This is a genomic window from Tenacibaculum sp. Bg11-29, from assembly GCF_002836595.1.
GTDB lineage: Bacteria > Bacteroidota > Bacteroidia > Flavobacteriales > Flavobacteriaceae > Polaribacter.
Window position 1 is genome coordinate 2,064,111 of sequence record NZ_PJBB01000003.1, and the last position, 26,008, is coordinate 2,090,118.

Genomic DNA, 26,008 nt, shown 5'->3' on the forward strand with positions numbered 1-26,008 from the left:
TGCCTTTACATATGTCGATTCACTAAATTTTATTTATGTTTTTTCTTATTCTACTTAATTGTGTAGGGGTAATGCCTAAATGCGAAGCGATATGTAGTTTTTGTATTCGTTGATCGATATTTGGATGTTTTTGAAGTAGTTTTAGATATCTTTCAGTCGCGTTTTCCATTACTAAAGAAACTTCTCGCTGCTCTTTTTCAATAATCCAATTATTTTCTAAATAAGCGATATAGAAATTTTTTAAATCGATATTTAGCTCAATAAACTGTCTGTACTTTTTATAATCAAGGCTAATAAGAATCGTTTTTTCAAGTGCTTCTAATGTGAAGTTTGATGGGGTTTTTAATAAATATGAGACGGTAGACCCAGCAAAATCATTTTCAAGAAAAATATTTTTATTGTAAATGTTTCCTTCATAATCTGTTACATATGCTCGCATAGCCCCTTTGCAAATAAAATACACATTTTTTGCAACTTGCCCGTTTCTTAGTAGAATTTCATCTTTTTCTAATTGTTTAAATGAAATTATCGATTCAATTAACAACCAAGATTCATTAGAAATTGGAGCGTAACTTTCAAATTTTAATCTTAATTCTGAAATGTGCTTTTCTCTTGTCAATCTTATTTTTTTATAATATAAAGATACATGTAATCTTACGTTGTTTTATAGATTATTTACAGATTTTGAATGGGGGAATAGCGTAGAGGGTAACATTTATTTTTTTATGAAAACTAAAGTAAAACCAACCCCTTTCTAGGGATTGGTTAATTTACGATATTATATAAATTTGTAAAAAAAGCTTTTGTTAATGGAAGTTGTTTAATCTAATAGTTCTGTTATAGTCTCCCAATTCATTAACTTTCCATATTCTAAAGCTGTTTTATTTGATTTAGATTTATTTGTTTTATCAGCACCTAATTCTAGTAAAATTTCAACATTTATTTTATTACCAGCAATTGTTTCTTTATGTAAAATGGTGAGCCCGTGCTCATCTTTTGTAGCTATTTCATTTGGATTTTCTTTTAAAAATATGCGCATATTTTCAACCATATTTTTACTCATCGGATGTTCTAGTAAATTTTCAGGGTTCTCTTTTTGTTTGTAAACCAATAAAACTTCATTATAATCTCCAAAATCCAATCCCCAAGCTTCATCATGATTTTTTCTTTCTTCCTCGTTCATTTCAGAGCGCATTGCTTGAATTGTAAAACCTCCATATGTTTTTCCTTGAATTGCTAGCATCCAATCATCTATTTCGTTGATTTTTTTTGATATTAAATCTCCTTTCGTAACATTAGTTAATTCATTTGGGGTATTTACCAATTCACCAGTGATAAACTCACCATTAAAGTTGATGTTATTAATCCACATATGTTCAACCAGTGGCGCTGTTTGTTCAGCGACTATTTGTTCGAATGGAATTTTTACCATTGCAAAGTCATGTGCAGGAACTATTCGTCTATATTCCCAAGACAGTTCTCTCCAAAAATATTTAAAATTCTGTTGTGCCTGTATATAGGCATTTTTCATTTTATCATCTTGTTGTGCGTAAAAAATATCTTCATTATTTGATTCACTCTTGTTATTTTTTTTCCTAAATATTCCCATTTCTTTTTATATCAATTAATGTTTTTTTCTTCGTTAATCAGATGTTGAAGCATAGAATTATTGAAAAAAATAGTTTTTTGTAAGTAGACTACACCTAATAAATTAGATAGTTTTTTTTAGATTCTTTTCTATTTGTTCCTTTATTATAGGAAGTATTTCACTACTTCGCTCTCTAACTATTAGTGCTCTTTTTTTATTCTTTAAAAGTTCCGTAAAATGATTATCCTCAATATTCAGATCAATAACATACCCACCATATTTTAAAGTTGTTCTGGCAATTTCTAAAGGCAAGTTAGTTGCACCTGATGTTCCAACAATAAAAAGAATTCCACTATTTTTTGCAATTTTTAAAGAGCTGAATCTTTTGTTCGTTTTTTCATTGTAGTATTCGTCAAACCATAAAATATTTGGTCTTAGCCAATTTCCACATTCAGTACATTTTAAAGCGTTAATTTCATCTTTTCTAAGCTCTTCTTTTATATCTTTTCCTGTAATATTGTTAGGAATAGGTATTATTTTATTACAGATTTTAGAGCATTTAACTTCTCTATAGTTTCCGTGAATTTCGTAAATGTTTTCATTCCCAGCTCTTCTATGAAGATTGTCGATATTTTGGGTTATCAAATGAAATCGATCATTTAATATTTTTTCAAGGTCAGCAAGTATTTTATGACTTTTATTTGGTTTAGCGCTTTCAATCATTTTTTTTCTAAACAATGTGTATTGCCAAACTTCTTCTTGATGTTCTGTAAAGTATTTATATGTTCCAAACTCTTCAGGTTTATGAAACTTAGTTCCTTTAACCCAAATTCCGTCTGATCCACGATATGTTGGAATTCCACTATCAGCAGATATTCCTGCACCAGTTAGAAAAGTAAATTTATTTCGTTTTTCTTTTAATAATACTTCTTCTATTATATTGTTTAATTTATCCATTTTAATAGCAAAAAAATGTTACAGAGTTAACAATAAAAGTAAGTATAAATTTAAACTTACTAAAATAGTAATTACTATATAATAAGAGTTGTGTTAATTGAGTGTTTTATTGATTCCTTTCATATATTTTTCGATACTTCCAATTTGTTCCATCAAGAAAAGCAACTAAAAAAAATGCTCCAGATTGATGATGTGCTAAATCAAAAATTAGATTTCCTTCTTTTGTTTTACTTAAGCGACTTTTGTTAATATGAATAGCTCCTGCTAAATAAGGAACTCCCCAGAATTCAACATTCTTATTTTTTAGGTAAAAATATCCATCTTTTTTAAATTTTCCTTTTAGTGGTATTTCTTTAAAAACTTTTCCGTTTTCAACAAACTTAAAATTTATATTTTTTTGATCTATTACCTTTAATTCAAATTCATAAGTTTTTAAATTATCTAATTCCAGCGTGTTTTTTAATTTTTTGCAATCAATTTCTCTTAAGAAGTTGTTATGTATCCAGTTTTTTTTTTGAATAGAGTCAGCCTCAATATTTAGAATATTATATTTTCCATTTAATTCAGTTATATTTTTTTCATTTAAAAGAGTAGGATTTGAAACATTCTTTTGAAATGATGCACAACTTTGAAAATTAAAACTCCGATGTATAATGTTATTTTTATTTTCAAATTTAATTTTTTAAAGGCATACGGATTCGCAGATTAATATTTATCCATTCCTGATGGATTAAAGATACTAAAAAAGCGCAAACCTAATGGCTTGCGCTAATCTTACTATTTTTATATATGCTATTAGGCACTGATTTTTCCTTGTAATTAATGATTTTTATTAAAATTCTAAATCAACAATTAAATCAAATTCATCATAAATAGCCTTATCCTTTAATCCATCAAAGAAACTTGTAGAGCCATATTTTACATCGAATTTTGTTCTATCAATTTTTAACGATGCATTTGCTTTATTTCCGTAAACAGAAAGATTAAACGAAACCTTTTCAGTTTTACCCTTAATAGTAATGTCTGCTATTATTTTATATGCGTTTTTACTAACAGATTTTACTTTTTTGAAAACTAGAGATGCTGTTGGAAATTTTTTAACACCAAAGAAATCATCAGATTTTAAATGACCTTCTAGCTTACCTTTGTATTCACCTTGTAAGTCGGTACTCGAAATTGAAGACATATCTATAGTAAACTCTCCACCGGTTAATTTATCTTCATTAAAATTTAAATGTCCAGATTTAATAGCTATTGTTCCTTGATGAGCACCGGTAACTTTATACCCTTTCCAAACAACGTTACTGTTTTTTATTTTAATTTCTTTTTTACTGTTAATTGTAGTAAATGAGAATGTAATAAATGCAAGTATTGCAATAAGTACTGTGTTTTTAGTTAAGTTTTTCATTTTTATTATTTTTAAATTTTTATTTCGTTTAATTATGCTCCGTAGTAAAATTTTTCTTTAATTATTTTTCCGTCTTGCCATTCTTGCACAGCAATTTGATTGTAATTTCTAATTCCCCAATCTTTATGTGTATAATCAAAATGCCATTCTACCATGGTTGTGTTTTCTCCGATGGTTACTTTTAAAGGTTGAGCTCCTCTAAATTCTGTAATGGCACCAAAAAACTCTTCTTCACGTTGTCTATTGGCTATTTTACCTTCAATAATAGGATTATTGTTTTCTTGCATAACTACGTCGTCATGATAAAATTGGTCAAAAGCTTCCAAGGCTTTTCCTTGAAGAATCATGTCATTAACGGTACTAATTTTTTCTAAAAGTATATTCATTTTTTTTTGTTTTAAATAGTATAGTACAAATATCTAAAACTATGAAATGACAGAAAATGAAGTAGATTATGAAATGATGTTAAACTAGATTAACATTTATTGGTTTTGTATGATTTGGCTTTTAATTTTGCTTAAAAACTCTTTAGTAATACCTAGGTAAGAAGCAATCATGTATTGAGGAATTCGTTGGTTAATAGCAGGGTAGCTATCTTTAAAAATATGATAGCGTTCTTTGGCAGTAAGGCTAAAATTTCTAATAATACGTTTCTGTGAAGCTGCAAAAGCACGTTCTACAATCTTTCTGAAAAGACGTTCGAGTTTGGGAATCTCTTTGTATAACTCTTCAAGATTATCGTAGGTAAACTGAATAAGCTGTGTGCCTTCAATGCATTGAACATTAAAGTCAGCAGGGGTTTGTGTTATGAAGCTTCCTAAATCGGATGTCCACCAATCTTCAATTGAGAACATTACAATATGTTCTTGACCTTCTAGATCCATATAAAATGTTTTTGTACATCCAGAAATAATAAAATTTACGGTTTTACATATATCTCCCTGTTGTGCTATATATTGATCTTTAAGGTAATTTCTATGAACTATTTTAGAAAGTAAAAAGGTTTCTTCTTCATCAGTTAGCGTAATGAATTTATTTATGTATTCTAATAACGATTTATTATTCATAGTAGAGGCAAGCTTGTACTTTAACGGTTTTGTGTATGGAAAATTACGTTTTTGTGTGCGAGGAATTTCTGAAATAAATTCTGACGTAACAAAAATGCAATTGACTTTGTTTAAGTACTAATTTAGCAATTTTTTATACACTACTTAAGTTAGCAAGCGTTATTTTTTATGATAGTAGGGTTCAAGTTACAAATGCAACTTTTGGATTAAACAATAATTGACTCGTTATAACTTTAGGTTTATCTTTTTGAAATGATCTATAGAAAGATGATGGGATTATTTTTTATAATTTAGTTACTTAATGATTAGTTGTATTAACGGTTTTATCAAAATGTTTTTAGAAGATATTTTATACTTTTGTGCTTGATATTAGTATCAATACTAAAAAAATATGTTACAATTTCCAGAATATTTAGAAAAAGAGCACGTATGCATTCAGAGTATAAAAAGAGATATACAAGCTTTTTATATGGAAAAAAATAAGAGTTTTTTAGATGAAAAAATTCTACAAACCAAACATTGTTTAGAAATAGTGTTGAGTGGGGCATGTACAGTTATTAGTTCTGTAGATGTGCAAAAACTTGAAAAAAATGCGATTCAATTTAGAAAAAGAGGGAATTACATTATTGAAAGCACCGAAGATTATTCGAGCGTAGTTTATTATTTTGAAAACCCTTTTATTTTAAGTTTTTTAAAAGAACATGTTATTTCCTATTCAAAAGAAATAATACATGCAGAAATATCTCCTTTTACCTTTCAAACCTTACCATTTATCTTGTCTAATGTTCATGAAACTATTAATGTGATCAAAAGTAATAGAGAATATAGAGGATGTATTACTAAACTTTCACTACATCAAATTTTATTGCAAATTCTGGATAAGTCTAAGGATAAAAAGTATGTATCGTTCCTTAAATATTTGGTTAATAATAAAAAGTTAGACTTACCTTATTATATGGAAACTAATTTCACCAAAAATCTTAATTTAGAAACCTTAGCGAAACAAACAGGACGTAGTTTAAGTGCTTTTAAGACCGATTTTAAAAAAGAATTTAATACTTCACCCATGAAATGGTTAATCGACCGTAGGTTAACTTATGCCAATTATTTAATACGAACAACAGAAGGTGCTATTTCGGATATTGCGTATCAATCTGGGTTCGAAAATATTTCTCATTTTTCTAGAGTCTATAAAGAAAAATATAGTTATAGTCCTGTTAAAACTAGAGAATAGTGTAGTTTTTTATTTAAATATTATTGAATAACTTTAGAGCAAAAACAAAAAACTTTAGAGTAAATTGTTGTTTTCTATTTGTGTATAATTTTGCAGTGTAGGAAATTAATTCTATAGCTAGAGAACAAAATATTATGAAAACAGCATTAATCGTAGTGGATTTACAAAATGATTATTTTAAAGGTGGTGATTGGGAACTTGTAGGAACAGAAGCAGCAGCAAAAAAAGCAGGAGAATTACTTGATTTTGCAAGAGAAAATGACATGCTTGTAGTGCATATTAGACATGAGTTTACAACAACTGAGGCTCCATTTTTTAGACCTAATTCTAAAGGTGCGGAAATACATTCATCGGTTGCAAATTTAGAAAATGAACCAGTTGTTTTAAAGCATTTTATTAATAGCTTTCGTGAAACAAACTTGAAAGAAATTTTAGATGCACAAAATATTGAAAGAGTTTTAGTGTGTGGAGCTATGAGTCATATGTGTATTGGTGGTATTACTCGTGCTGCAAACGACTTTGGTTACAAATGTACCGTTGCTCATGATGCTTGTGCAACATTAGACTTAGAGTTTAATGATGTAAAAGTACCAGCTAAATATGTACATGCTGCTTTTATGGCTTCTCTAGCATTTGCTTATGCAGATGTAAAATCAACAAAAGAAGTGATAGCTACTCTATAATTTTATATTTTAATAAAAAGCTACTCTTTTGGTAGCTTTTTATTTTTATAGATCATCAAATTTGTGATAGAAGTCATATTTGAAATACCCCCATTTAACAACTTGAAATTATTAATTAAATGGTTATTTTTGTAGTGTTTTGATTAAGTTTTTAGGCTATGAATTTATAAAATGTATTTGTCGGAATTTCTATATTACAGATAATAAGATGTATATTCTAGCGGTTGGTGTATGAAGCGTAGCACATAAAAGGGTGCTAATTTTTAGAATTATGCACGAGCTAAACTTTTATAATTTTGTTTTTATCGTAAATTACTTAAAAGCCAAATTATAAAATTTTGAGACCTTTGTAAATAAGCACGAACCTTTAGGAAAATACAAACGGGCTATGTTTTAGACATATTGTTGGCAACAGGTATTAATAAATTCTCTAGGTCAGCTAATTTATTTTACTTTTAAAGAATTTAGTATGTATAATGAATAAACATATTTATATCATTTAATAAGAACTAGGTAATCTTCTAGTTTGTTTATATGATGACTTCTTTGATTGCTTTTTTATCAAAATCACAATTATACCAGTTTGGATCAAGTTTTGCTCCCATTTTTTTGTATAGCTGAATTGCGGGTTCATTCCAATCTAATACTTGCCAGCGTATGCGATTGCAGTTTTCTTTTTTAGCAATATCAAATAGTTTTTCTAGTAATTTTGAGCCTATCTTATTTCCTCTAACAGATTGTTTTACATACAAATCGTCTAAATATAAAGACTTACCTACCCATGTATAATAAGCAAAGTAATATAGAGCCATACCTACGATTTCTTTAGTTTCAGTTTCTGCTAAAAAGCAATCAAAATAATCTTTATCTTTTACCATTTGCTCTACAGTATTTTTAACTTGATCTTCTGCATTTTCAAAAGTAGCGAGCTCTTTGATTAAAGATAGTATTTGAGGAAAGTCTTTTTCTGTTGATTTTCTAATTTTAATGTTCATGTTTTGTTTTTTGAATGTAATAAATTGGGTACGGACATTTTTCAAGCTTGTAGCTAAAATAGATATATAGTTAATATTAACTATATATCTATTTTATGTGTATCAAGGTAGTAAATCTTTAACACCTCTAAAATAGTTTATAGCAGCACAACACACATATTTTATTATTGACTTATTTTTTTTAATATCAATAAATAGATTGTCTCGAATCTTAAACAGAACAACTCTTGTGCATAAAAAAATAGATTTTTATAATATTCTTTTAAAATAAGTGATTAAAACTGGTTTTATTTTTGCTTGTTTTTGTACTGTTTTTAAATTTTATTTTTCAGGATTGTACATGGCTGTACAATCCTGTTTTTTTATTTTTAAAATTGTACGAGCGTGTACAATCCTAGAATTTATTTTTTTGTATTGTACAGAATAATCATTCTAGTTATAAAAAATAAATTCAATTTACTATTATTCTAACAAAATTATAAATCCGTAAATCTGCCACCATTTTATTAAAAATGGAACTGGTTTGTGTAGGTTTAAAACCTTTGAATATAGGAGGTTAATTATGGTCTAAAATACAAATATTGATAATGCACTAGCAAGAGATTGTGTGATATTAAAGTCATATTTTATGTAGTTGATACATGATTGAAATAATATCTAAAATAATTATTGGAGTATAATTTGTTTTAGTTTTTTTAGTAAATTAATACCACAGTTATTTTCTCTCATTTTTAATATCTATTAGGTAAAGTTGCTCAGTTTCTATTTTAAAAAACTAAAAAACATCGATTATGACAATTTTCAGGGCAGATCATTTTGTTGATTAGTTTATCTGGCTCTACATTTCTTTAAAAGTACAATCTATAAATCTAAGTTTTGGTGATTTTTCTTTAGATAATTTTTCTTTGTTTTTTATTTTGATAGTAGAATGTTCAACTAAGGTGTTGTTTTTATTACTTGAAATATTAAAGATATATTCATTATTAGAATCTAAATCTATATTAATTGTGCTGTTACTTATTTTACAATTAGAATCTCTAAAGTCGAAACTATAGTAAGCTTTCACGGTGTTTTTTTCTATTAAACAATTTTCTAGCTCTAAAGAAGAATCATTCAGATTAATAATACAGCCTTCAAAATCATTATTAATTATTTTTACGTTATCCATAAAAATATTGCTTTTGGAAACATATAAAGCGCTTCTAGAACAGTTTGTTATTGTAGAATTTAGTATTCTAATACTGTTAGAATTATTATTTATATAAAAACCATATTTACCACTACCATCTATAATACAATTATTAAATGTTATATTATTTGAATTCCATATACCGTATACAGGCGCTTCACAAAACGTTTCTTTTACATTATGCACAGCATGTATATTGTTAATTTCTATATTATTACAATTTGTAAAATCAACAACGTCTGAATGCGTATCGTTGGAAACAAAATAAACTCCTTTTTCTGCAATAAATTTAATATTTGAATAACCTTTAATAGATAGCTCTCCATAATCTACCGTGATTTCTTTATCTGATGCCTCAAACTTGTGGTAAGATATTTTAGAAAAATTATAAACTCCTTTTTTTATATGAATAGTTTTATTGTCTTTAATGCTATCTAAAAAAGAATATATTTTAATGTCCTCAACATCATTATCATTATATAAAGTATCTTGATAATTGGTTGTTTTTTGTAAGCTACTCCAGGTATAATTATTGGTCGTATCTTTAAATTTTAAAGACCTTAAGTATATTGAATCGCCAAAATGAGAAGTATTTCTTTTACTATAATCTTTTTTATTGAGTATAGGGTATTCTGCAAAACTTTTATCTTCTTGAAGAATAAATTCAGGTTCATAATATTCGTCATAATCCATCGATTCTATTGAATCTAGTTCTTGTAGTTTAAAATGTAAAGTACGTTTCCAATTGGTTAATCTTCTTTCATCTTTGAATTTTAAGATTAACTGGTTGTTCTCAAAATAAGCTTTATCTAAATAGTTGTCTTTGTTAAAGGTAAATTCATTTTGATAATAAAGACCTTCTTCTGAGTTTAATTGAATTATAAGTCTTTTATTAGGTATTACATCCGTGTAATCGTCATTGAATAGAAATAGATTGTCAGGAATAGTATCATTTAAAATATAGCCAGTTTCTTTAGATTTTAAAACTTCTCCTGCGATTTTTTCTATGTCATATGTTTCATACATTTTTTCCTGTTCAATTTCATTTTTATTATCGCCTGTTATTTCGATACCTCTAAAATACCTTGTTTGTTGCGATATAGCTCCGTTTTTTTCAAACCAAATAGCATCACCTTCCCAAATTTTTTCTATTTTATTTTTTGAATATGCTTCATACTGTAATTCACCAGTAATATAGTAATCTCTAATGATCCATAAATCATCCTTTTTAAGGAAGTTTAAAGGACGAAAGAAAGAAGCTTTATCTTTGGTTGTTGTATCCCAATTTTCATTGTAATAAAGAGTATCTATTCTTTTTTTAGTAGCTTCATTCGGTTTTGGAGCACCTTGTACTATTGTTTCTTTAACTTTATGTTCAATATTGGATTTATTCTTTTTGCAAGAAATTGATAATATAAAGTAACTTAGCAGGGCTAGATATTTAAAGTTCATAATTGTAAATATCTTTGTGTTTTTTATTCTTAAAATACATAGTCGTTTTTTTATTTCAAATTTAATAGAATAATACCAATATTTTGTGATTGGTTTAAGGTATTTGTGAATCTGTATCACAAGAAGCGCTTAAGTAATTGATTACGGATGAAATTTTTACATTAAAATATTTTTTTATTAAATATTTTAAACCTGTATGATGATGTACAGGTTTTTTTTATTAAAACTAAAAATGTACATAGTTGTACACTTGTAATTTTTATTTATTAACGAGTGTACAGTAGTTTAGCTTTATTTATTGTACGTTTTTTTTTAATAATTTTAAAAATGTACAAATAACAATACTTACAAAAATTGAACACTAATAGGGTTTATAAATTAATGGGAACTAATTTTTATTCTCAAGCTATAATTTGAAAATGTTTTTGTAAGAAGCCGATATTTATGGGATGTAAATTAGCTTTAATAGCAGCTTCTAATAAGCTAATAAAATAAATTTTTGCAATTGTAAAATCAGAATTAGCATATGATGAAACATAGGTTTATGTATTGTAAAAAATGATAAGTTAAAAATGCTTAATGATATTACCTTAAGCTTAGTATTTAGTGAAATTAATGAAGAATTATCTTGGTTTTTTAGCTCCTTTTTTTGCTAAGCATAATTATTTATTAATAATTTTATCACGATGCGTTAAGCCCCAATCTCGCATTGTTTCAATTACTTTATCTAATGATTTTCCATAATCGGTAAGGCTGTATTGAACAGAAACAGGTATCGTGTTAAATACCTCTCTATTTATTAAGCCGTTTATTTCTAATTCCTTTAACTCTTTAGAGAGCATTCTTGGAGTAATTCCTTCAATTTGACGTTCTAATTCTTTAAATCTATGAATTTTAAAAGAAAGCGCTATAATAATTGGTAATCTCCATTTGCCTCCAATTATGTCTATAACATCTCGAACAGGAAGAATAAATTTTTTACACTCGGTTGGTGTGTAAATATCAGTTTTATCTTTTTTTGTCTTCATTTTAAACTTATTTCAATAGTTACTATACTAAAGGATACTGGTATCCTTTAGTATAGTAGTATACTTTGTATATCAAATTTAATATAAATTTGTTACTCAATAATAAAAGAATATTAGAAATGACGAAAACATTAATAATAAGTTATACACCAAGAGATAACTCGAATACAAAAAAAATGCTTGACTTCTTTATAGAGAATAATAAGGAGAAAACAGAAATAACATTTATTGATTTAGCTGAAGAGGCTCCAGATTTATTGTTGAAAGAAAATTTAAACCTTTATGTAAATAGAAATTTTGGTGGAGTAGAACTTAATGATGAGCAACAGAAAGTTTTAGCTAAAAATGATGAAATGATGTACCAATTACTAGATGCAGATTTTGTTGTTTTAGCGAGCCCGATGTATAATTTTTCAATTCCTGCACCAGTAAAAGCTTGGTTTGATGCCGTTATACAGGCTGGGAAAACATTTACATATACTGAAACAGGTATTAAAGGGTTATGCGAAAACACAAAAGCTTTAATTTTAATGACAAGTGGGAGTGATTTTGGAATGGAACCTTATAAAAGTGTTAATTTTGCAACACCTCTTTTAATTACAAGTTTTGAATTTCTTGGTATTTCAGCTGAAGCTATTAATAAGTTTGGTATGATACAATATGCAGATAAGTCTGAACAAATGATAGAGGAAGCAAAAGAAGAGATTAAAGTAGTAAGTGAGAAATGGTATTAATTCTAGTTAACTTAACCTTTGTATAAATACTAATAAGTTCGTTAAATATTCTCCCTTTTTCAGCCTGTTTTTTTATTTAAAAGTAAAGAGGTCAGTAGATAATTACCTATATTTTAATTGGAACACCATGAGTAATGCCTGGTTGAGCGTAGTCGAAACCTATTTTTTAGAGGCTAATAGTTCTCGACTGCGCTCGAACTGACAACAAGAGGTACATCACTCTGCTTAAAATCAGTTACTTAATGATGTGTATTTAACTACTGACCTCTATTAAAGTATTTGATTTAGTTCTGATGGGGGAATTATAGTTATGTTTAGTATAAAAAGCTCGTGTTAGAATTAAAGTAAGTACGAGCGTAACACTCATACCAGCGGGGAGCACTCGCAATTAATTTAATAAACTGTTAGTATCTAGTATTTTTTATTTCACGATATGCTTTACTATAAGTTTAGATAATCGATCTTAACTTATTTTCCTTTGTAGTAAAATTTAGATTTGATTCTACTCAATGTTTCTTGTGATATATTAATATAAGAAGCCACAATCTTGTTTGGTAGGCGTTTTACAATATTTGGATTAATTTGAAACAATTGTTTATATCTTTCAGATGCGTTTAGAGTAGTAAATGAAATTAATCTTTTAGAATTATTTACATATGCCTTTTCTAAATAAGTATTATAAAAATCTTTCCATTTGGGAATAATTTTCATAAGATGTCTAAAATCTTCGTGAGTAATATATAAAAGCTCACTATTTTCAATCACTTGAATAGATTCTTGAGCAGGTTGATTTGTTATAAAACTAACGAATTCTGTAGCAAATTGATTTTCAAAAGCAATATAGCGTGTAACATCTTTCCCTTCTTCATCTAAATAGAACAATCTTAAACAACCTTTGTTTACAAAGTAACTAACCTGGCTATTTTTTCCATTTGAAAGTAAAGTTTCATTTTTACTTTTTTTTATTGTTTTAAAATGAGATAACACTATTTTTAAATCGTTGTCATCAATATCAATATTCTTTTTTATGTAATTTGTGAGTTCGTTATAGTTTGTCATTTATTTATAGTCTCTCACAAATTTACGATATTGAATAATATCCTGAATAGATAAAACAACCAAATTATGTTTCTTGGCAAACTGTATAATCGTATCATTTTTAGCCATTGTACCGTCATCATTCATTAATTCACATAATACTGCTTCTGGTTTTAAACCAGCTAATTTCATTAAATCTACGCTTCCTTCAGTATGACCTTTTCTTTCTAGTACACCATTATCATTTGCTCTTAAGGGAAAAATATGACCAGGTTTAGCTAAATCACTGCTTTTAGTATTTTCATTGCAAGCTACTTGGATAGTTTTTAATCGATCTTTAGCAGAAACTCCTGTAGTTACACCTTCTTTTGCTTCTATAGTAATAGTAAAAGGTGTTTGAAAACTACTTGTATTTTCCTTCATCATATAAGGTAAATTAAGTAGGTCAGCTTTTTCGTTGGTCAAGCATAAACAAACGATACCACTACATTTTCTAATCATTAATGCCATTTGGTTAATAGTCATGTTATGAGCAGAGAATATTAAATCACCTTCATTTTCTCTATCTATATCGTCAATTAATATAACCCCATTTCCATTTTGAAGATTTGTGAATGCTTTTTCTAACCGTTCTTGACTGTTGTTGCCAAATAGTTTTAGTGCATCTAGTTCTGTAATTACCATTTTAAATTATTTTAATTTTTCAACTACAAAACTAATGTTGTTATAAGTCAAATTATTTGACGTAGGTCAATAAATTAATCTATTTAATAAATACAAATTAAACTTTTAGTACATAAATTATGTACTACAGGTTTTAAGTATAAAGTTTAAAGAAAAGGAAATTTAATAATAATCCTTTATTATTGTTTTTAGCTTTCTTTTTTAATTGGTTATAAATTTAATAAGGGAGTTATTTAAAAATTTTCATTTTTTTTCTGCATTAAGGTTGACGTTATTGGCTAATAAACGTTTTTTAGGAATTGAAAAAAAACTATTATCATTAGTAAAACAAGAACAACAAGTACAGTTAACATTATTAACTAGTATTCCAGGCATCGGAATTAAAACGGCTTTATTTATGCTTATAATCACCGATGGTTTTACCAAGTTTTAAAACTCAAGGCAACTTTGTAGTTATGTTGGTATAACGCCTACAATACGAGAGTCAGGGAGTAGTATAAGAGGTTGAAGTAGTATAAATAAAGTTGGCAATAGAAAGCTACGGAATCTTTTATTTTTATGTTCCTTTAATGCGTGTAAACACAATAAAGCATGTAAAAATATTTATGAGCGGATTATAAATAAAGGTAAGAGTAAGAAATTAGCATTAATAGCAGTATCAAATAAACTAATAAAACAAAGTTTTGCAATTGTGAAATCTGGTTTAATTTATGATGAAAGTTATGTTTCTGTTTTGCCCAAATAAGTAGTGTTTATACAGGAAATAAAAGCTCAAAATACCAAGTAGCAGCATTTTGAGCATAGAATAATATTGTATGAATTTAATTAAGAATTTGTTTGGTTTTTAGCTCAGTTCTTTGTCATGTGAAGTTTTATCTTAAGAACGAATAATTCTATTAAACATATCTATGTCTGTTGCTCCTTCTGTACTTACGAAAAGGATATTGGTAGTATGATCTATATTTAATTTTTGTTGAAGATGTTTGAATTCATCTTCTATCATTATAGCAATAAATCCTGCTAAACCACCAACACCAGATTCACCAGATATTATTTTTTCATCCAAACCATTACAAAAATATAGTTCCCGAATTGCTTGTTTAGAATATTTATCATCAATTTTTATAGAAACTGATGTTCCAGCTTTTAATAAATTCCAAGCACCTAAGGATGGGGTTCCACAATTAAGCCCAGCCATTATTGTTTTGCTATTTCCTTGCGAAGTGGTTATTTTTCCTTTCTTGAATGAAGAAAGAATGGCATCCGCTTCTTTTGGTTCCACGATTACAATTTTCGGACAATTTGCGCCATATTTTTCTAGATAATAAGCGATTCCAGCTCCCGCAAAACTACCAACTCCTGCTTGAAGGAAAACAATGTCTACTTTTGGCTTTTGTGGCAAGTGAAGTGTATCTTCCAATTCTTGAAAGAGTGTTAAATAACCGCCCATAATTTGTGCAGGGATTCTTTCGTAACCTTTCCAAGCAGTATCTTGAATCAATTCCCAATTATTTTTGTTGGCTATTTGCTCTGCATGAGCACAAGTTTCGTCATAATTTCCATTTACTTGTTCGACAATGGCTCCTTCTTTTTCAATGGCCTTTATACGTTCGTTAGTCGTATCTTTTGGAACAAAGACAATTGCTCTTTTATTAAAGTATTTTGCAGACCATGCAACTGCTCGTCCATGGTTTCCATCTGTTGCTGTACAAAAAGTCGTTATGTTTGGTTTTTCTTTAAGGATTTCATTAATTGCATAAGAAGCACCCAATGCTTTAAATGAATTTAAACCAAAACGAAATGATTCATCTTTAAGATAAATGTTACCTACATTGTATTTTTTAGATAAGTTAGGCAAATGGACTAATGGCGTAGGTCGATAAATTGGTAAAGAAGAATGAAACTCAAGAGCCTTACTTTTTTTGATAATAGTAAAGGGCACATTCTCTACTGTTTTTATGGTAGCATTATTTATGTAAAATGAAGAGTTGATTTTAGTTTTTATCTCCATTTGAATGATTTTAAATCTATAGCCCTCATGGTACAAAGAATCCCGTCCAAATGGTCATATTCATGCTGTAATAGCTCAGATAAATCATTTTTCAATTCCCATTTTTGTGTCTCCCAGTTTTCGTCTAGATATTTTATAGTTACTTTTTTATGTCGCTTTACTTTTACTAAAAGATTTGGAAAACTCATGCAATCATCCCAAATTTCCATTTTTTCATCACTCATATAAGTGAATTCTGGGTTTATGAAAACAATAGGTTTTTCAATATTCATATAAATTAATCTTCTCATTATTCCTAATTGAGGAGCTGCAATAGCTCGTCCAAAATTGTATTTCATTCTAATCTCTTTCATTACATTATCTAAATCTGCAACCCATTTTGTTACAAGAGGTAATTCAGATTTCTTTATGGGGCTAGATACTTTATATAGAAGAGGGTTTCCAAGCAATACTAAATCTTTTAATGTTTTCATTTTAATTACTTTTATTAATGATTTGCAAATTTAAATCATTAATACTGTGTTTTTTTATTAAAAATGACTACGTATATGCAATTTTATTGCATTTTTAATTACTTTTGAAACATGGAGAAACTAGATAAGTTTGATTTAGATATTTTAACAATTATACAAAAGGACAATTCCATTATTCAGCGAGATATTGGCAAATCGGTTAATTTATCAGCAGCAGCAGTGCAAAGAAGAATTAAGAAAATGACAGTTTCGGGTGTAATTCAGTCTAATATTGCTGTAATAGATCCATTAAAATTAGGAAAGTTTATAACTTTATTTGTTGAAGTTGAATTAGAGAGTGAAAAAATCGAACTCATTGATGAAGCAAAGAAAAAATTTAAAAATTTTCTGGAAGTTCAACAATGTTATTATGTTACTGGAAAAGCAGACTTTGTATTAATTATTGTTGTACCAACTATGGCTGATTATGAAAAACTGACAAGAGCTTTATTTTTTGAAGATAACAATATAAAGCGTTTTGAAACTTTTGTGGGAATGGATAGGGTTAAAGTCGGACTGGATGTGCAGCTTTAGGTTAAAATAACAGCAGACTTTTCTTCAAACTTTGGTTTAATCACTAAAACACGTATTAATTATAGCCATTATTATGTGTTCGTACTTTAGTTGCTAAGTTAATCCTATTTACTATTAGTGCTGTTACAAACAAACCAAAACCGTATATGTAGTGAATGATCAGGCTCATTAATCTAGCTTTGTTTGAGTCAGGTAAATTTGAACCTGCAGCACCAAACCCAAATGCAGGTTGCATTATAAAAAATGGTGCAAGCATTGTTAGCAAACCAACAACCAAAGCAGGAGAAAGTGAAGGATTATTCAGCTAATTTTTTTCAAACAGTATTACTAATAAAAAAGCGAAGATAATTTAGATAGAATAATTGGTTGTCTGCTAGGTAATTAGTTCGTACTTAATAGGTACTGAATCAAATATTTTATTGTGATTAAATTTTCCATTAAATATATGCCCAACCCAACGACCTAAAAATTTATAGCCAAGTCCTTTAATTCCGAGCAGTTTTAAAATAAAGGCATAGATATCCATTGTGAAAGTAGCTCCAATTCCTATTAGAATAGTTTTAAATACTGTATTCATTTTTATTTTCTTTTAAATTCTATAACCCCATATTTTTCAGATAAAAGAGGGCATTGTACTACATATTCATCTTCATTGGGCGGTTTTAATCCTTGTTCTACAATTGTTCCGTTTCGCAAGGTCATTTCTTCTATTCCTGCAGAACTATAAAACAATAACATTCTTGAAGTTGAATTGGTATTGTTTCTGAAACCACGTATTTCATTTGGTGCACAAGATATAAAGTCTTCTTTTTTAGCAATAATTTCCGAATTTTCTAAATTAAAGGCAACCTCTCCTTCTAAAATAAAGAAGGCTTCATATTCTCTAGTATGAATGTGAAGAGGTGCTCCTTGACCAGGTTCTAGAATAGTTTCCATTAAAGAAAAACTATTTTTTGTTCTTTTACCATCGGCAATAATTCTATACAAATTACCTGTGGATATGACCTGAATTCCTTCATTGGCTTTGCAAAAAAATGAGAATTTGTCTTTTTTCATGATTGTAATTTTTGTTAGTTAAAGTATTGTGTTCATCCTGTTCAAGGACTTAACAAAAGTAGCTAGGAATTGAAATGTTTTGATAGGACAAATTTTAAAAATAATTGTACTTATCTGAAATTTTGAAGGAATATTTGGGGAGTATAACCTGTATGTTTCTTAAAAAAAACAGGATAAAGTAAGCAGGGTCTTCATAACATAGTTGAAATGCTATTTCATTTACTTGATTAGAGGTTGCCAGCAACAATCTTTTTGCCTCAAGAATAATTTGCTCATTGATTAATTGAGAACTGGTTTTGTCTAACAAATTTTTGGTAATGGTATTTAGTTTGTATGGCGTAATGCAAAGCATCTCGGCATATTTGTTAACTTGTTTATTTGTGCATATTTCGCTTTCCAATAATTGTGTAAATTTTTCCAGTAGTTCTTGTTTCTTAGGGGCATTTTGCTTGTTTGAAGTATTGCTAGCCCAAACCTCTCGCATTAACTCTATAAACAGAATGTCCAAATTAGCTTTAATTACTTCTTCAGAACTTAACCCCTTATTAATAAACTCATCAAAGAGACATTTTTAAATAGCTAAAATTTTAGTAAATTTTTCATTGTCTAAATGGTAAAGATTATTTAAAGTTGCTCTCTGAAATACTTCTTTTTTATAGCTATGAATATGAGAATAGAAGCTAAAATAAAATGTAATAAGATAGCCTTTACTACCTTGTTCAAGGATTAGTTCATGAACTTGCCCAGAAGGTATTATAAAAATAGTGTTTGAGACTACGTGATAATTTTTAAAATCAATATGATGTTTACGACTTGCCTGCTCTAAGATCATAAGGAAAAAGAAATTATGCCGATGTAAACCTTCTTTCATATTTTTGTCAACCAGCAAATCTCCAAGATTAATCATCTCAAAACTTCCTAAAAAATGAGGTTATTTTATTTTTCGAATGGTAATTTTTTGCATTTGGTAAGATGATGTTTTCTATGTTTTTCGGATTAGCCACAAGCTAAATCTTTCGTGTTTTTTTAATACCAAAGCAAAAGATTTGGCGACTTTACAAATAGATAATAATATTTTGGTTTAAATAATAATCGCCCAATTTGCTATATATAGTGTTAGGTGCTTTTTTTATGAACTGAATCCTAAATGTAGAATGTAACTCCCACCATCAGTTTGAATAATGAAATCTTCATTGATATGGTCAATTCCTGATTCAATAACTTCATTAAGCCAAGAGTCTAAATTTTTAACACGATATATATCGGCAAGACCTTTTTTATCCAAAAAATGAAACAGGTTTTTAACAAAACTTGCTTTTAATCTATCATAATTTTTGCTGTTTTCATTCCTTTCAGGGCAAGGACCAGAATATGGTGACCAGTGGTCAATTGATTCAATAATTAAATCTTTAATCTGTTCATTATAAACAGAAGCGAGTTTTACTTCTTTAATGATATTTTTAAGCGATTCTTCAAGATTACCTTTATTTTTGTATTGGTGATTTTAAAAATCGGAATGTACCTCCATTATTTAGAGCTTCAGATTGAAGCTTTTCTAGGTCAATATTTAAATCTTTTTCCGTCATCTATTTCACTATTCTTGTAATTGCTACCTAACGGACTTGTTAAATAAGCACAAACCTTAGGTAAAGCACTAAATAGCTATGTTTTATACACATCTTAAGTTAACAATTTAATAAAAGGGTTAAATTTAAGACATATAAATCAGAAAGAATAAAGAGAGAATTAAGGTTAATTTATACGGTGAAGCTTAAATTTTGGCAACATTGGTAATTGGCTCTCTTTTCTACTAAAAATCACGTTCAGTTCTGTGAGACCTAGATCTCGATTTCAAGTTGTTGTGAGTCAAGTAGCTTATTCTTTCATAAAACAGTTCTTATGAATAAATATAAGGAAATTTTAGGAGTTGACATTAGCAAAGATGTATTTGATGTTCATGGAAGTAAAAGCGGTCATAATCAATTTAAAAATGATGCGTCTGGTTTTAAAACCTTTCTATAAAACCTTCCTAAAGAATCATTAGTTATAATGGAAGCAACAGGTTACTATCACTATCTATTAGCTCAGTTTTTATTTTAAAGAGTTAAATGTTTCATCATATGAATTAGCCAAGGTATATGTTTTTTCTCTTAAAAAATTAGAGAGGCCCTCAATGTTGGTATGTCCATTTTGGTCCTTTACAGATATAGGATTTCCAATTCTAACTTTAACAATCTTTTTTTTCTGAGTAAAAAACTCCGAAGGTAGTCTTGCGGTACGTAAAAAACCGCTAATTCCGGAAAGCCAATAAAATATATTACTGTTTTTAGCATGAAAATATAATGGCACTACGGGTACTTGAGATTTTTGAATTAATTTTATAGGTGACCGTCCCCATTGTCTATCTTGAAAAATATCCCCATCTTTTATAGTAGACACTTCTCCTGCAGGAAAAAGCCCTAAAGGCTTTCCTTCTCCTATAATCGTTAGACATTTCTCAAAAGCTCCTAAGGATCCAATTTCCTTTTTTTTATTTTCAAAAGGATTTACTGGAATGATGATAGATTCTACTGGCACTACTCTTTGCGCAAAAAAATTAGCAGTAGCCCTAAAGTCTGGTCTAACTTCTAGCATTATTTTTAAAAGCAATATTGCATCTACTCCACCCATTGGGTGGTTTGAAACTGTAATAAAGGAGCCGTTTTTAGGAATACGCTTTAAGTCTTCGTCAGAGACTTCATACTTGACTTTCATATCCTTTAAAATACCTCTCAAAAAATCAATATCTGGTAGATGTTTATTATTGTCATACAATCGATTAATAGCATCTATTCGTAATACTTTTAACACAATCCAACCTATAAAGGTTCCTAAAAACCCTGCTTTACTAACATTTAGTGCTTTTGCAATTTCTTTTGAACTTACTAATCCCATATTTTTTTGAAAAAAACAAATGTAACGAAATTAAAGATTACTGAGATATCACTATTTGTATTAGAACTCTTTTTTGGGTATTAATTTCAGTATAATACTTTGTCAGTAACATTAATTATTATGTAATTGAAAACTCAAAAATATACTATAATTAGGGTTTATGTACCTTTAGTTTCTTTTAATTGATATTATGTTTGCCAAAACAAAAACAAAATGCGTTTTTGTGTCCACTTTGTTATTAATGTTAAGTAAGGTTTTGTCTCTTTTTAAGAAATAAAAGAACTGTAAATAGAGGGTGATATAATTAAATTATTGAATGGGGGAGTAATCCTTATTTAATGTCTTGTCTTGAATTATAGCTAACGTCAGACTGTCTAAAAACCTATTTTTGTAACTTTAATATTCGGAGGGCTATCTTTAAAAAAAACAAATACAGGATTCTCTGAGGGGTTATTTTAAGTTTTTAGACAGTCTGACGTCTTGGCTATGGTTAGTACGGGAATTAAAAATAATTAATTTCCGATTAAGCACTTAGCCAAAATTTTTTATTTTATTTTGTTTTATCTTTTCATTTTTAAAGCCAAATCAAAAGATTTGGCGGACTTAGTTTAAAGCTCTAAACTTTGGGTTAAGCACCAAAACCCGTATTAATTATAGCCATTGTTGGCACCCGTTTTACCTTTTAAATCCACCTTCTGAATGAATAATTTGTCCTGTAATCCATTCAGCATCTTCACTTGCTAAAAAACCAATTAATTTTGCTGTATCCTTTGGTTTTCCAATTCTATTCATTGGAAATTGATTTAGTAATTCTTTTTTCATTTTCGTATCCATCCAACCTGTATCATTTGGACCTGGATTAACTGCATTAATCGTAATTCCTTTTGGTGCAATTTCTTGGGATAATGTATAAGTCAAAGTTTCAACTGCTCCTTTTGTAATCGCATATGCTATTTCGTTTGGCATTTGACCAAGAGATTGTCCTGATGTTAAATTTATAATCCTACCATTTTTGTTAAAATCAAATTGTTTAATAAATTCAATGGTCAATAAAGTTGTCGCTTTTAGATTAATATCATAATGTTTATCTAATTCTCCCGCTGTCAAATTGTCAATCGTTGTTTGAGTGCTATAAGTCGCATTATTCACCAAAATTATTGGGGAACCTAATTTATTTTTTACTTCTCTAAATAAAATTTCGATTGCATTTTCGCTTGATAGATCTAATTCATGTTTTTCACATTTTACGCCAAATTCTCTGATTTCTTTCTGAATTATTTCGGGTTCACTTTCATTTACTTTCCAAGGCATCTGATTGTCATATTCCGTCCAATAAGTAAAGAATATGTCAAATTTTCTTTTTGCCAATTCACAGCAAATTGCTCGTCCAATCCCTTCTAATCGACTTACTCCTGTTACTATAGCAATTTTTCTATTCATATAATATATTCGTACTTTCTAATGGTTGCCAACGTTTAGCTATGAATAGTTCGGGGCAGAAAATCCGCAGATTTTCGTATCGTCACAAGCCATAAGCTTTTTGTTTTGTTTTTAGTTTGTCATTTTAAAAAAGCCAAATTAAAAGGTTTGGCTTTGATTATAAATATACCCAAACTTTAGATTTTAAACACCAAAACCCGTATTATTTATAGGTTTTGTTACCCACAGTTTTTTATTTATAACAGATGAGTTTTATTTTATTCTCATCAATTTCAAGAAAGAATTGACCAGCACTATTGATTAGGTTTTTTATTTCATTAAGATCCTGTGAACTTTCATTTTCAGAGTTTACAATCCTTGGGAAAATAAGATATTCAATTTCTTTAAAAGTTAACCAACCTCCAAGAGAATTATGTCCTTCGAATCCGTTTTTCCAATAGTCAAATCCATAGGTTGTGTCTTCTTCTAAGTATAATTCACCGATTTGGTCTTTTTGGACTTTCTTGAATTCAATTTTTTGAATTTTAGCAACATTTTCTACAAGTCTATCTATAAGTCGAACCCACTTCGAATTGGACATAAGATGCTCTGAGAATACTGAAACTGCTTTCTCAATTTCTCGATCAATTTGCTCAGTATATCTTTTTGATTTTTTCGTCCTCATTGCAATGTTCGTTAAGGGACATAGTTTACACAAGTTAAAGATTAGTGTTTACACTAAATTATTTTCTAACCTTGTTGATTGTTGTTTTTTTCTGAGGTTCTTTTCATCAAAGAAGCCTAATTTTTAAATTTTCCTGTTTATCTTTTTATTGGAAATCGTCAAATTTAAAAATTTGGCGACTTTCCAAAAATACCCAAACCTTTGTGTTGTCAATGATTTGCTCTATTTTTTATATACATCTTAAGTTAGCAATTTAATAAAAAGGTTAAATTTAAGAGATATAAATCAGAAAGAATAAAAGAGAGAATTAAGGTTAATTTATACGGTGAAGCATTAGACTTCGACAACATTGGTAATTGGCTCTCTTTTCTACTAAAAATCACGTTCAGTTCTGTGAGACCTAGATCTCGATTTCAAGTTGTTGTGAGTCAAGTAGCTTATTCTTTCATAAATCAGTTCTTATGAATAAATATAAGGAAATTTTTGGAGTTGACATTAGCAAAGACGTATTTGATGTTCATGGAAGTAAAAGTGGCCATGATCAATTTAAAAATAATGCATCTGGTTTTAAGTCCTTTCTAAAAAGCCTTCCTAAAGAATCATTAGTTGTAATGGAAGCAACAGGGTATTATCATTATCGATTAGCTCAGTTTTTATACAAACAAAACATTATTGTTTCAGTAGTAAATCCTTTATCGGTAAAGCGATTTATTCAAATGAAATTAGCTAAAATAAAAACAGATAAAAGTGATGCTAAAGCCATTTGTGAATATGGACAAATAAATGAAGTGCCTTTATATACAGCACTTACAAATGTTCAAAGTGAATGTTTGCAATTGTTTAGATTGATGGATAGTTGTATCAAGAAACGTACAGCGACAAAGAATAAAATCCATGGTGAGGAAGTTTTAGATATTCCTTCTAAATATGTATATCGTAGTTTAAAACGAATAAAAAAGTATTTAGATAAAGAGATTTTAGGGATAGAAAAAAAGCTATTATCATTAGTAAAACAAGAACAGCAAGTACAATTAACTTTATTGACAAGTATTCCAGGGATAGGACTTAAAACGGCCTTATTTATGATTGTAATAACCGATGGTTTTACCAAGTTTGAAAACTCAAAAGAACTCTGTAGTTATGTTGGTATAACTCCAACAATACGAGAATCAGGAAGTAGTGTAAGAGGACGAAGTAGGATAAGTAAAGTAGGTAATCGAAAATTACGGAATCTCTTGTTTTTATGCTCCTTTAATGCATGTAAGCATAATAAAGCATGTAGAGATATTTATGAGCGTATTGTAAACAAAGGAAAGAGTAAAAAGCTAGCTTTAATAGCCGTTTCAAATAAGTTAATCAAACAAAGTTTTGCTATTGCAAAATCTGGTTTGCCTTATAATGAAAAGTATGTTTCCGTTTTGTCAAAATAAGTAGTGTTTATCTAAAAAAATAAAAACTCAAAATACCAAGTAATAGCATTTTGAGCCTAGAATAATATTGTATAAATTTAATGAAGAAAAGATTTGTTTTTCACCTCAGTTCTTTGTTGTGCGTTCGTTTTTTATTCAATCTATTCGTTTATTAATTCGATTAAAGTTTTATTAGAAGATTTAGTTTTTCCTTCAGGTATTTTTTCATTAAAATAAGAGTTGCATAAACTTGTAACCCAATTATTTTCTTCCAACTTCAAATAATTAGCAATCAATTCAAAATCCTCTGTAATATATGCAGATAAATCATCCGATTCAGTTTTCCTAAAAATCAATTTAAAAATTTCCTCTCGTTCAGTTTCTAAATTTATCTTTTGAGTGTCGAGTTTATTCCACGCTTTTGTCCATTGAGTAGAAAATAAATCAGAATCTCTAGAATCTAAAATGTTGTCAATTGATTCCAAATCAATTTTTTCCAATATTGATTGAAGTGAATTAATAAACTTATTTTTCAATTTTTCTTTTTCCAGATTCATTTATAAATCATAATTGTTATTAGTTTTTGAGTCGGTTTTTAAATGACGCACAACGGTTGTGTATATGAAAAGTAGCGCTGAAAAAAGCGATAATTTTCGAATAAAACACAAGCCTAATTTTTAAATTTTACTAATTATTTTGTTTTTGGGAATTTGTCAAATTTAAAAATTTGGCGACTTTCCAAAAATGCCCGAACCTTTGTGTTAGCAACGACTCGCGCTATTTTTTATATACATTGTTGTAAAACGTTTTTTTTAGTTCATTTTAAACGACTTAATTACACTTTCAAGTTCGCATAATTCTTTTTTCCCATATTTATTTTTTGATACCGCAAGGTTGACAGTATAGAAAACATCATCTGTCGGATGCTCTACTGTCACATACAAACCAATAATTGGAATTGTGTCAAATTTTTCTTCTACAAGATTCCATATTGCTTTTTTTTGAAGTAAATCCGAAACTCCAGATTCAATCACATCGTACTTGCTTTCAACATCTTTTTGTTGTTCTTCTAAACTCATCCAAGGTTTTGCTTTACCCATTTCATTTATGCCAAAATATTTAAAAGAAGTGTCGTCAAAAGTTCTAGCGCTTAATCCAATGTTTGTGATTTCGGGATTCCAGCTACTGTCAGGCAAAACAATAGAATATCGATTTTCTGTTCCTTTTACGACTATTCCATTCTTTAAATCTATTTTTTCACATTTACAGTCAGCAAGAAATTCAGATTTTTCAGAGCAAGAAATCAGAATCAAAAACCCGATTATTAATAATGTAGTATTGTTTTTCATTAAATGTTTTACAACAACGGGATATATGTACTGGTACATATA

27 protein-coding genes and 2 pseudogenes are annotated in these 26,008 nt (G+C 28.5%); 7 read left to right on the forward strand and 22 right to left on the reverse strand.

Going from position 1 to position 26,008, the window contains the following annotated elements; translation table 11 throughout:
* Window positions 1–22: 22 nt before the first annotated feature.
* The 6 genes from CXF68_RS09430 to CXF68_RS09455 all read right to left on the reverse strand — a co-directional run bounded on the left by CXF68_RS09430 (window position 23) and on the right by CXF68_RS09455 (window position 5,020).
* Window positions 23–619 (reverse strand): Crp/Fnr family transcriptional regulator, encoded by a 597-nt coding sequence (locus CXF68_RS09430; RefSeq protein WP_232771633.1) that lies wholly within the window; start codon window positions 617–619, stop codon window positions 23–25.
* Window positions 620–820: 201 nt separating this feature from the next.
* A complete protein-coding gene (locus CXF68_RS09435) occupies window positions 821–1,609 on the reverse strand; it encodes a DUF2314 domain-containing protein (RefSeq protein WP_101044108.1) in 789 nt (262 codons plus the stop codon).
* Between the two features lie 102 nt (window positions 1,610–1,711).
* On the reverse strand, window positions 1,712–2,545 hold the full coding sequence (locus CXF68_RS09440; protein ID WP_101044109.1) for a Sir2 family NAD-dependent protein deacetylase: 834 nt from the start codon (window positions 2,543–2,545) through the stop codon (window positions 1,712–1,714).
* Window positions 2,546–3,377: 832 nt separating this feature from the next.
* Window positions 3,378–3,953 (reverse strand): YceI family protein, encoded by a 576-nt coding sequence (locus CXF68_RS09445; RefSeq protein WP_101044110.1) that lies wholly within the window; start codon window positions 3,951–3,953, stop codon window positions 3,378–3,380.
* 32 nt (window positions 3,954–3,985) lie between these two features.
* On the reverse strand, window positions 3,986–4,339 hold the full coding sequence (locus CXF68_RS09450; protein WP_101044111.1) for a nuclear transport factor 2 family protein: 354 nt from the start codon (window positions 4,337–4,339) through the stop codon (window positions 3,986–3,988).
* A gap of 96 nt (window positions 4,340–4,435) precedes the next feature.
* A complete protein-coding gene (locus CXF68_RS09455) occupies window positions 4,436–5,020 on the reverse strand; it encodes a Crp/Fnr family transcriptional regulator (protein WP_101044112.1) in 585 nt (194 codons plus the stop codon).
* A gap of 391 nt (window positions 5,021–5,411) precedes the next feature.
* Between CXF68_RS09455 and CXF68_RS09460 the strand changes: the two genes are divergently transcribed.
* Both CXF68_RS09460 and CXF68_RS09465 read left to right on the forward strand, forming a co-directional pair.
* On the forward strand, window positions 5,412–6,254 hold the full coding sequence (locus tag CXF68_RS09460) for a helix-turn-helix transcriptional regulator (RefSeq protein WP_101044113.1): 843 nt from the start codon (window positions 5,412–5,414) through the stop codon (window positions 6,252–6,254).
* Window positions 6,255–6,388: 134 nt separating this feature from the next.
* Window positions 6,389–6,937, forward strand: a complete 549-nt coding sequence (locus CXF68_RS09465) for a cysteine hydrolase family protein (protein WP_198553785.1) — start codon at window positions 6,389–6,391, stop codon at window positions 6,935–6,937.
* A gap of 530 nt (window positions 6,938–7,467) precedes the next feature.
* Here CXF68_RS09465 and CXF68_RS09470 read toward each other — a convergent pair.
* The 3 genes from CXF68_RS09470 to CXF68_RS09480 all read right to left on the reverse strand — a co-directional run bounded on the left by CXF68_RS09470 (window position 7,468) and on the right by CXF68_RS09480 (window position 11,601).
* On the reverse strand, window positions 7,468–7,932 hold the full coding sequence (locus tag CXF68_RS09470; RefSeq protein ID WP_101044115.1) for a GNAT family N-acetyltransferase: 465 nt from the start codon (window positions 7,930–7,932) through the stop codon (window positions 7,468–7,470).
* A gap of 838 nt (window positions 7,933–8,770) precedes the next feature.
* The gene (locus CXF68_RS09475) at window positions 8,771–10,573 is read right to left on the reverse strand and encodes a right-handed parallel beta-helix repeat-containing protein (RefSeq protein WP_101044116.1); all 1,803 of its coding nucleotides are present in this window, start codon (window positions 10,571–10,573) and stop codon (window positions 8,771–8,773) included.
* A gap of 662 nt (window positions 10,574–11,235) precedes the next feature.
* Entirely contained in the window at window positions 11,236–11,601 is a 366-nt protein-coding gene (locus CXF68_RS09480; protein ID WP_101044117.1) for a helix-turn-helix domain-containing protein, read from the reverse strand.
* 119 nt (window positions 11,602–11,720) lie between these two features.
* On the opposite strand from CXF68_RS09480, the gene CXF68_RS09485 reads away from it, so the two are divergent.
* Complete coding sequence (locus tag CXF68_RS09485) at window positions 11,721–12,335, forward strand: FMN-dependent NADH-azoreductase (protein ID WP_101044118.1); 615 nt, start codon at window positions 11,721–11,723, stop codon at window positions 12,333–12,335.
* A gap of 468 nt (window positions 12,336–12,803) precedes the next feature.
* Here the strand turns inward: CXF68_RS09485 and CXF68_RS09490 are convergent, their stop codons facing one another.
* Complete coding sequence (locus CXF68_RS09490; RefSeq protein WP_101044119.1) at window positions 12,804–13,394, reverse strand: Crp/Fnr family transcriptional regulator; 591 nt, start codon at window positions 13,392–13,394, stop codon at window positions 12,804–12,806.
* On the reverse strand, window positions 13,395–14,057 hold the full coding sequence (gene ribB / locus CXF68_RS09495) for a 3,4-dihydroxy-2-butanone-4-phosphate synthase (RefSeq protein ID WP_101044120.1): 663 nt from the start codon (window positions 14,055–14,057) through the stop codon (window positions 13,395–13,397). It lies immediately after the preceding gene.
* A gap of 298 nt (window positions 14,058–14,355) precedes the next feature.
* Here ribB and CXF68_RS09500 point away from each other — a divergent pair.
* Window positions 14,356–14,802: pseudogene (locus CXF68_RS09500) on the forward strand (transposase); the annotation flags it as partial.
* A gap of 132 nt (window positions 14,803–14,934) precedes the next feature.
* On the opposite strand, the gene CXF68_RS09505 reads toward CXF68_RS09500, so the two are convergent.
* Entirely contained in the window at window positions 14,935–16,068 is a 1,134-nt protein-coding gene (locus CXF68_RS09505; protein WP_101044121.1) for a diaminopropionate ammonia-lyase, read from the reverse strand.
* Window positions 16,059–16,541: a peptide deformylase gene (locus CXF68_RS09510; RefSeq protein ID WP_101044122.1), complete on the reverse strand. Its 483-nt coding sequence runs from the start codon at window positions 16,539–16,541 to the stop codon at window positions 16,059–16,061. The genes CXF68_RS09505 and CXF68_RS09510 overlap by 10 nt, the downstream gene beginning before the upstream one ends.
* Window positions 16,542–16,652: 111 nt before the next feature.
* On the opposite strand from CXF68_RS09510, the gene CXF68_RS09515 reads away from it, so the two are divergent.
* Window positions 16,653–17,114 carry an Lrp/AsnC family transcriptional regulator gene (locus CXF68_RS09515; RefSeq protein ID WP_101044123.1) on the forward strand — a complete coding sequence of 154 codons (462 nt, stop codon included), beginning with the start codon at window positions 16,653–16,655 and terminating at the stop codon, window positions 17,112–17,114.
* A 55-nt stretch (window positions 17,115–17,169) separates the two neighbouring features.
* Here CXF68_RS09515 and CXF68_RS09520 read toward each other — a convergent pair.
* The 4 genes and pseudogenes from CXF68_RS09520 to CXF68_RS09535 all read right to left on the reverse strand — a co-directional run bounded on the left by CXF68_RS09520 (window position 17,170) and on the right by CXF68_RS09535 (window position 19,041).
* Window positions 17,170–17,691 (reverse strand): annotated as a pseudogene (locus CXF68_RS09520) (DUF2938 family protein).
* Window positions 17,692–17,693: 2 nt separating this feature from the next.
* Window positions 17,694–18,170 carry a cupin domain-containing protein gene (locus CXF68_RS09525; protein WP_101044124.1) on the reverse strand — a complete coding sequence of 159 codons (477 nt, stop codon included), beginning with the start codon at window positions 18,168–18,170 and terminating at the stop codon, window positions 17,694–17,696.
* Between the two features lie 94 nt (window positions 18,171–18,264).
* Window positions 18,265–18,654 (reverse strand): AraC family transcriptional regulator, encoded by a 390-nt coding sequence (locus CXF68_RS21185; RefSeq protein WP_101044125.1) that lies wholly within the window; start codon window positions 18,652–18,654, stop codon window positions 18,265–18,267.
* A gap of 87 nt (window positions 18,655–18,741) precedes the next feature.
* Window positions 18,742–19,041 carry an AraC family ligand binding domain-containing protein gene (locus tag CXF68_RS09535; RefSeq protein ID WP_198553787.1) on the reverse strand — a complete coding sequence of 100 codons (300 nt, stop codon included), beginning with the start codon at window positions 19,039–19,041 and terminating at the stop codon, window positions 18,742–18,744.
* 1,028 nt (window positions 19,042–20,069) lie between these two features.
* On the opposite strand from CXF68_RS09535, the gene CXF68_RS21090 reads away from it, so the two are divergent.
* Window positions 20,070–20,192: a hypothetical protein gene (locus CXF68_RS21090; RefSeq protein WP_255398682.1), complete on the forward strand. Its 123-nt coding sequence runs from the start codon at window positions 20,070–20,072 to the stop codon at window positions 20,190–20,192.
* 69 nt (window positions 20,193–20,261) lie between these two features.
* Here CXF68_RS21090 and CXF68_RS09545 read toward each other — a convergent pair whose 3' ends face one another.
* The 3 genes from CXF68_RS09545 to CXF68_RS09555 all read right to left on the reverse strand — a co-directional run bounded on the left by CXF68_RS09545 (window position 20,262) and on the right by CXF68_RS09555 (window position 23,124).
* The gene (locus tag CXF68_RS09545) at window positions 20,262–21,104 is read right to left on the reverse strand and encodes a GNAT family N-acetyltransferase (RefSeq protein ID WP_101044127.1); all 843 of its coding nucleotides are present in this window, start codon (window positions 21,102–21,104) and stop codon (window positions 20,262–20,264) included.
* 675 nt (window positions 21,105–21,779) lie between these two features.
* On the reverse strand, window positions 21,780–22,544 hold the full coding sequence (locus CXF68_RS09550; RefSeq protein WP_101044128.1) for an SDR family oxidoreductase: 765 nt from the start codon (window positions 22,542–22,544) through the stop codon (window positions 21,780–21,782).
* Window positions 22,545–22,776: 232 nt separating this feature from the next.
* The gene (locus tag CXF68_RS09555) at window positions 22,777–23,124 is read right to left on the reverse strand and encodes a hypothetical protein (protein ID WP_157821899.1); all 348 of its coding nucleotides are present in this window, start codon (window positions 23,122–23,124) and stop codon (window positions 22,777–22,779) included.
* Between the two features lie 545 nt (window positions 23,125–23,669).
* Between CXF68_RS09555 and CXF68_RS09560 the strand changes: the two genes are divergently transcribed.
* Window positions 23,670–24,638, forward strand: coding sequence for an IS110 family transposase (locus CXF68_RS09560; RefSeq protein ID WP_101044130.1), 969 nt, complete (start codon window positions 23,670–23,672; stop codon window positions 24,636–24,638).
* A gap of 140 nt (window positions 24,639–24,778) precedes the next feature.
* Here the strand turns inward: CXF68_RS09560 and CXF68_RS09565 are convergent, their stop codons facing one another.
* Both CXF68_RS09565 and CXF68_RS09570 read right to left on the reverse strand, forming a co-directional pair.
* The gene (locus tag CXF68_RS09565; RefSeq protein ID WP_101044131.1) at window positions 24,779–25,174 is read right to left on the reverse strand and encodes a hypothetical protein; all 396 of its coding nucleotides are present in this window, start codon (window positions 25,172–25,174) and stop codon (window positions 24,779–24,781) included.
* Window positions 25,175–25,429: 255 nt separating this feature from the next.
* Entirely contained in the window at window positions 25,430–26,005 is a 576-nt protein-coding gene (locus tag CXF68_RS09570; protein WP_101044132.1) for a hypothetical protein, read from the reverse strand.
* Between the last annotated feature and the right edge of the window lie 3 nt (window positions 26,006–26,008).

What these genes read in the sequence shown, in the direction of transcription:
- CXF68_RS09485 (WP_101044118.1), top strand. Translation starts at nt 11,721, where the DNA reads ATGACGAAAACATTAATAATAAGTTATACACCAAGAGATAACTCGAAT.
- CXF68_RS21185 (WP_101044125.1), bottom strand. Translation starts at nt 18,654, where the DNA reads ATGCGAGAGGTTTGGGCTAGCAATACTTCAAACAAGCAAAATGCCCCT.
- CXF68_RS09560 (WP_101044130.1), top strand. Translation starts at nt 23,670, where the DNA reads ATGAATAAATATAAGGAAATTTTTGGAGTTGACATTAGCAAAGACGTA.
- CXF68_RS21090 (WP_255398682.1), top strand. Translation starts at nt 20,070, where the DNA reads ATGAATAAATATAAGGAAATTTTAGGAGTTGACATTAGCAAAGATGTA.
- CXF68_RS09570 (WP_101044132.1), bottom strand. Translation starts at nt 26,005, where the DNA reads ATGTACCAGTACATATATCCCGTTGTTGTAAAACATTTAATGAAAAAC.
- CXF68_RS09525 (WP_101044124.1), bottom strand. Translation starts at nt 18,170, where the DNA reads ATGAAAAAAGACAAATTCTCATTTTTTTGCAAAGCCAATGAAGGAATT.
- CXF68_RS09455 (WP_101044112.1), bottom strand. Translation starts at nt 5,020, where the DNA reads ATGAATAATAAATCGTTATTAGAATACATAAATAAATTCATTACGCTA.
- CXF68_RS09505 (WP_101044121.1), bottom strand. Translation starts at nt 16,068, where the DNA reads ATGGAGATAAAAACTAAAATCAACTCTTCATTTTACATAAATAATGCT.
- CXF68_RS09550 (WP_101044128.1), bottom strand. Translation starts at nt 22,544, where the DNA reads ATGAATAGAAAAATTGCTATAGTAACAGGAGTAAGTCGATTAGAAGGG.
- ribB (WP_101044120.1), bottom strand. Translation starts at nt 14,057, where the DNA reads ATGGTAATTACAGAACTAGATGCACTAAAACTATTTGGCAACAACAGT.
- CXF68_RS09470 (WP_101044115.1), bottom strand. Translation starts at nt 7,932, where the DNA reads ATGAACATTAAAATTAGAAAATCAACAGAAAAAGACTTTCCTCAAATA.
- CXF68_RS09555 (WP_157821899.1), bottom strand. Translation starts at nt 23,124, where the DNA reads ATGTCCAATTCGAAGTGGGTTCGACTTATAGATAGACTTGTAGAAAAT.
- CXF68_RS09440 (WP_101044109.1), bottom strand. Translation starts at nt 2,545, where the DNA reads ATGGATAAATTAAACAATATAATAGAAGAAGTATTATTAAAAGAAAAA.
- CXF68_RS09445 (WP_101044110.1), bottom strand. Translation starts at nt 3,953, where the DNA reads ATGAAAAACTTAACTAAAAACACAGTACTTATTGCAATACTTGCATTT.
- CXF68_RS09460 (WP_101044113.1), top strand. Translation starts at nt 5,412, where the DNA reads ATGTTACAATTTCCAGAATATTTAGAAAAAGAGCACGTATGCATTCAG.
- CXF68_RS09515 (WP_101044123.1), top strand. Translation starts at nt 16,653, where the DNA reads ATGGAGAAACTAGATAAGTTTGATTTAGATATTTTAACAATTATACAA.
- CXF68_RS09450 (WP_101044111.1), bottom strand. Translation starts at nt 4,339, where the DNA reads ATGAATATACTTTTAGAAAAAATTAGTACCGTTAATGACATGATTCTT.
- CXF68_RS09535 (WP_198553787.1), bottom strand. Translation starts at nt 19,041, where the DNA reads ATGAAAGAAGGTTTACATCGGCATAATTTCTTTTTCCTTATGATCTTA.
- CXF68_RS09545 (WP_101044127.1), bottom strand. Translation starts at nt 21,104, where the DNA reads ATGGGATTAGTAAGTTCAAAAGAAATTGCAAAAGCACTAAATGTTAGT.
- CXF68_RS09465 (WP_198553785.1), top strand. Translation starts at nt 6,389, where the DNA reads ATGAAAACAGCATTAATCGTAGTGGATTTACAAAATGATTATTTTAAA.
- CXF68_RS09565 (WP_101044131.1), bottom strand. Translation starts at nt 25,174, where the DNA reads ATGAATCTGGAAAAAGAAAAATTGAAAAATAAGTTTATTAATTCACTT.
- CXF68_RS09480 (WP_101044117.1), bottom strand. Translation starts at nt 11,601, where the DNA reads ATGAAGACAAAAAAAGATAAAACTGATATTTACACACCAACCGAGTGT.
- CXF68_RS09475 (WP_101044116.1), bottom strand. Translation starts at nt 10,573, where the DNA reads ATGAACTTTAAATATCTAGCCCTGCTAAGTTACTTTATATTATCAATT.
- CXF68_RS09435 (WP_101044108.1), bottom strand. Translation starts at nt 1,609, where the DNA reads ATGGGAATATTTAGGAAAAAAAATAACAAGAGTGAATCAAATAATGAA.
- CXF68_RS09490 (WP_101044119.1), bottom strand. Translation starts at nt 13,394, where the DNA reads ATGACAAACTATAACGAACTCACAAATTACATAAAAAAGAATATTGAT.
- CXF68_RS09510 (WP_101044122.1), bottom strand. Translation starts at nt 16,541, where the DNA reads ATGAAAACATTAAAAGATTTAGTATTGCTTGGAAACCCTCTTCTATAT.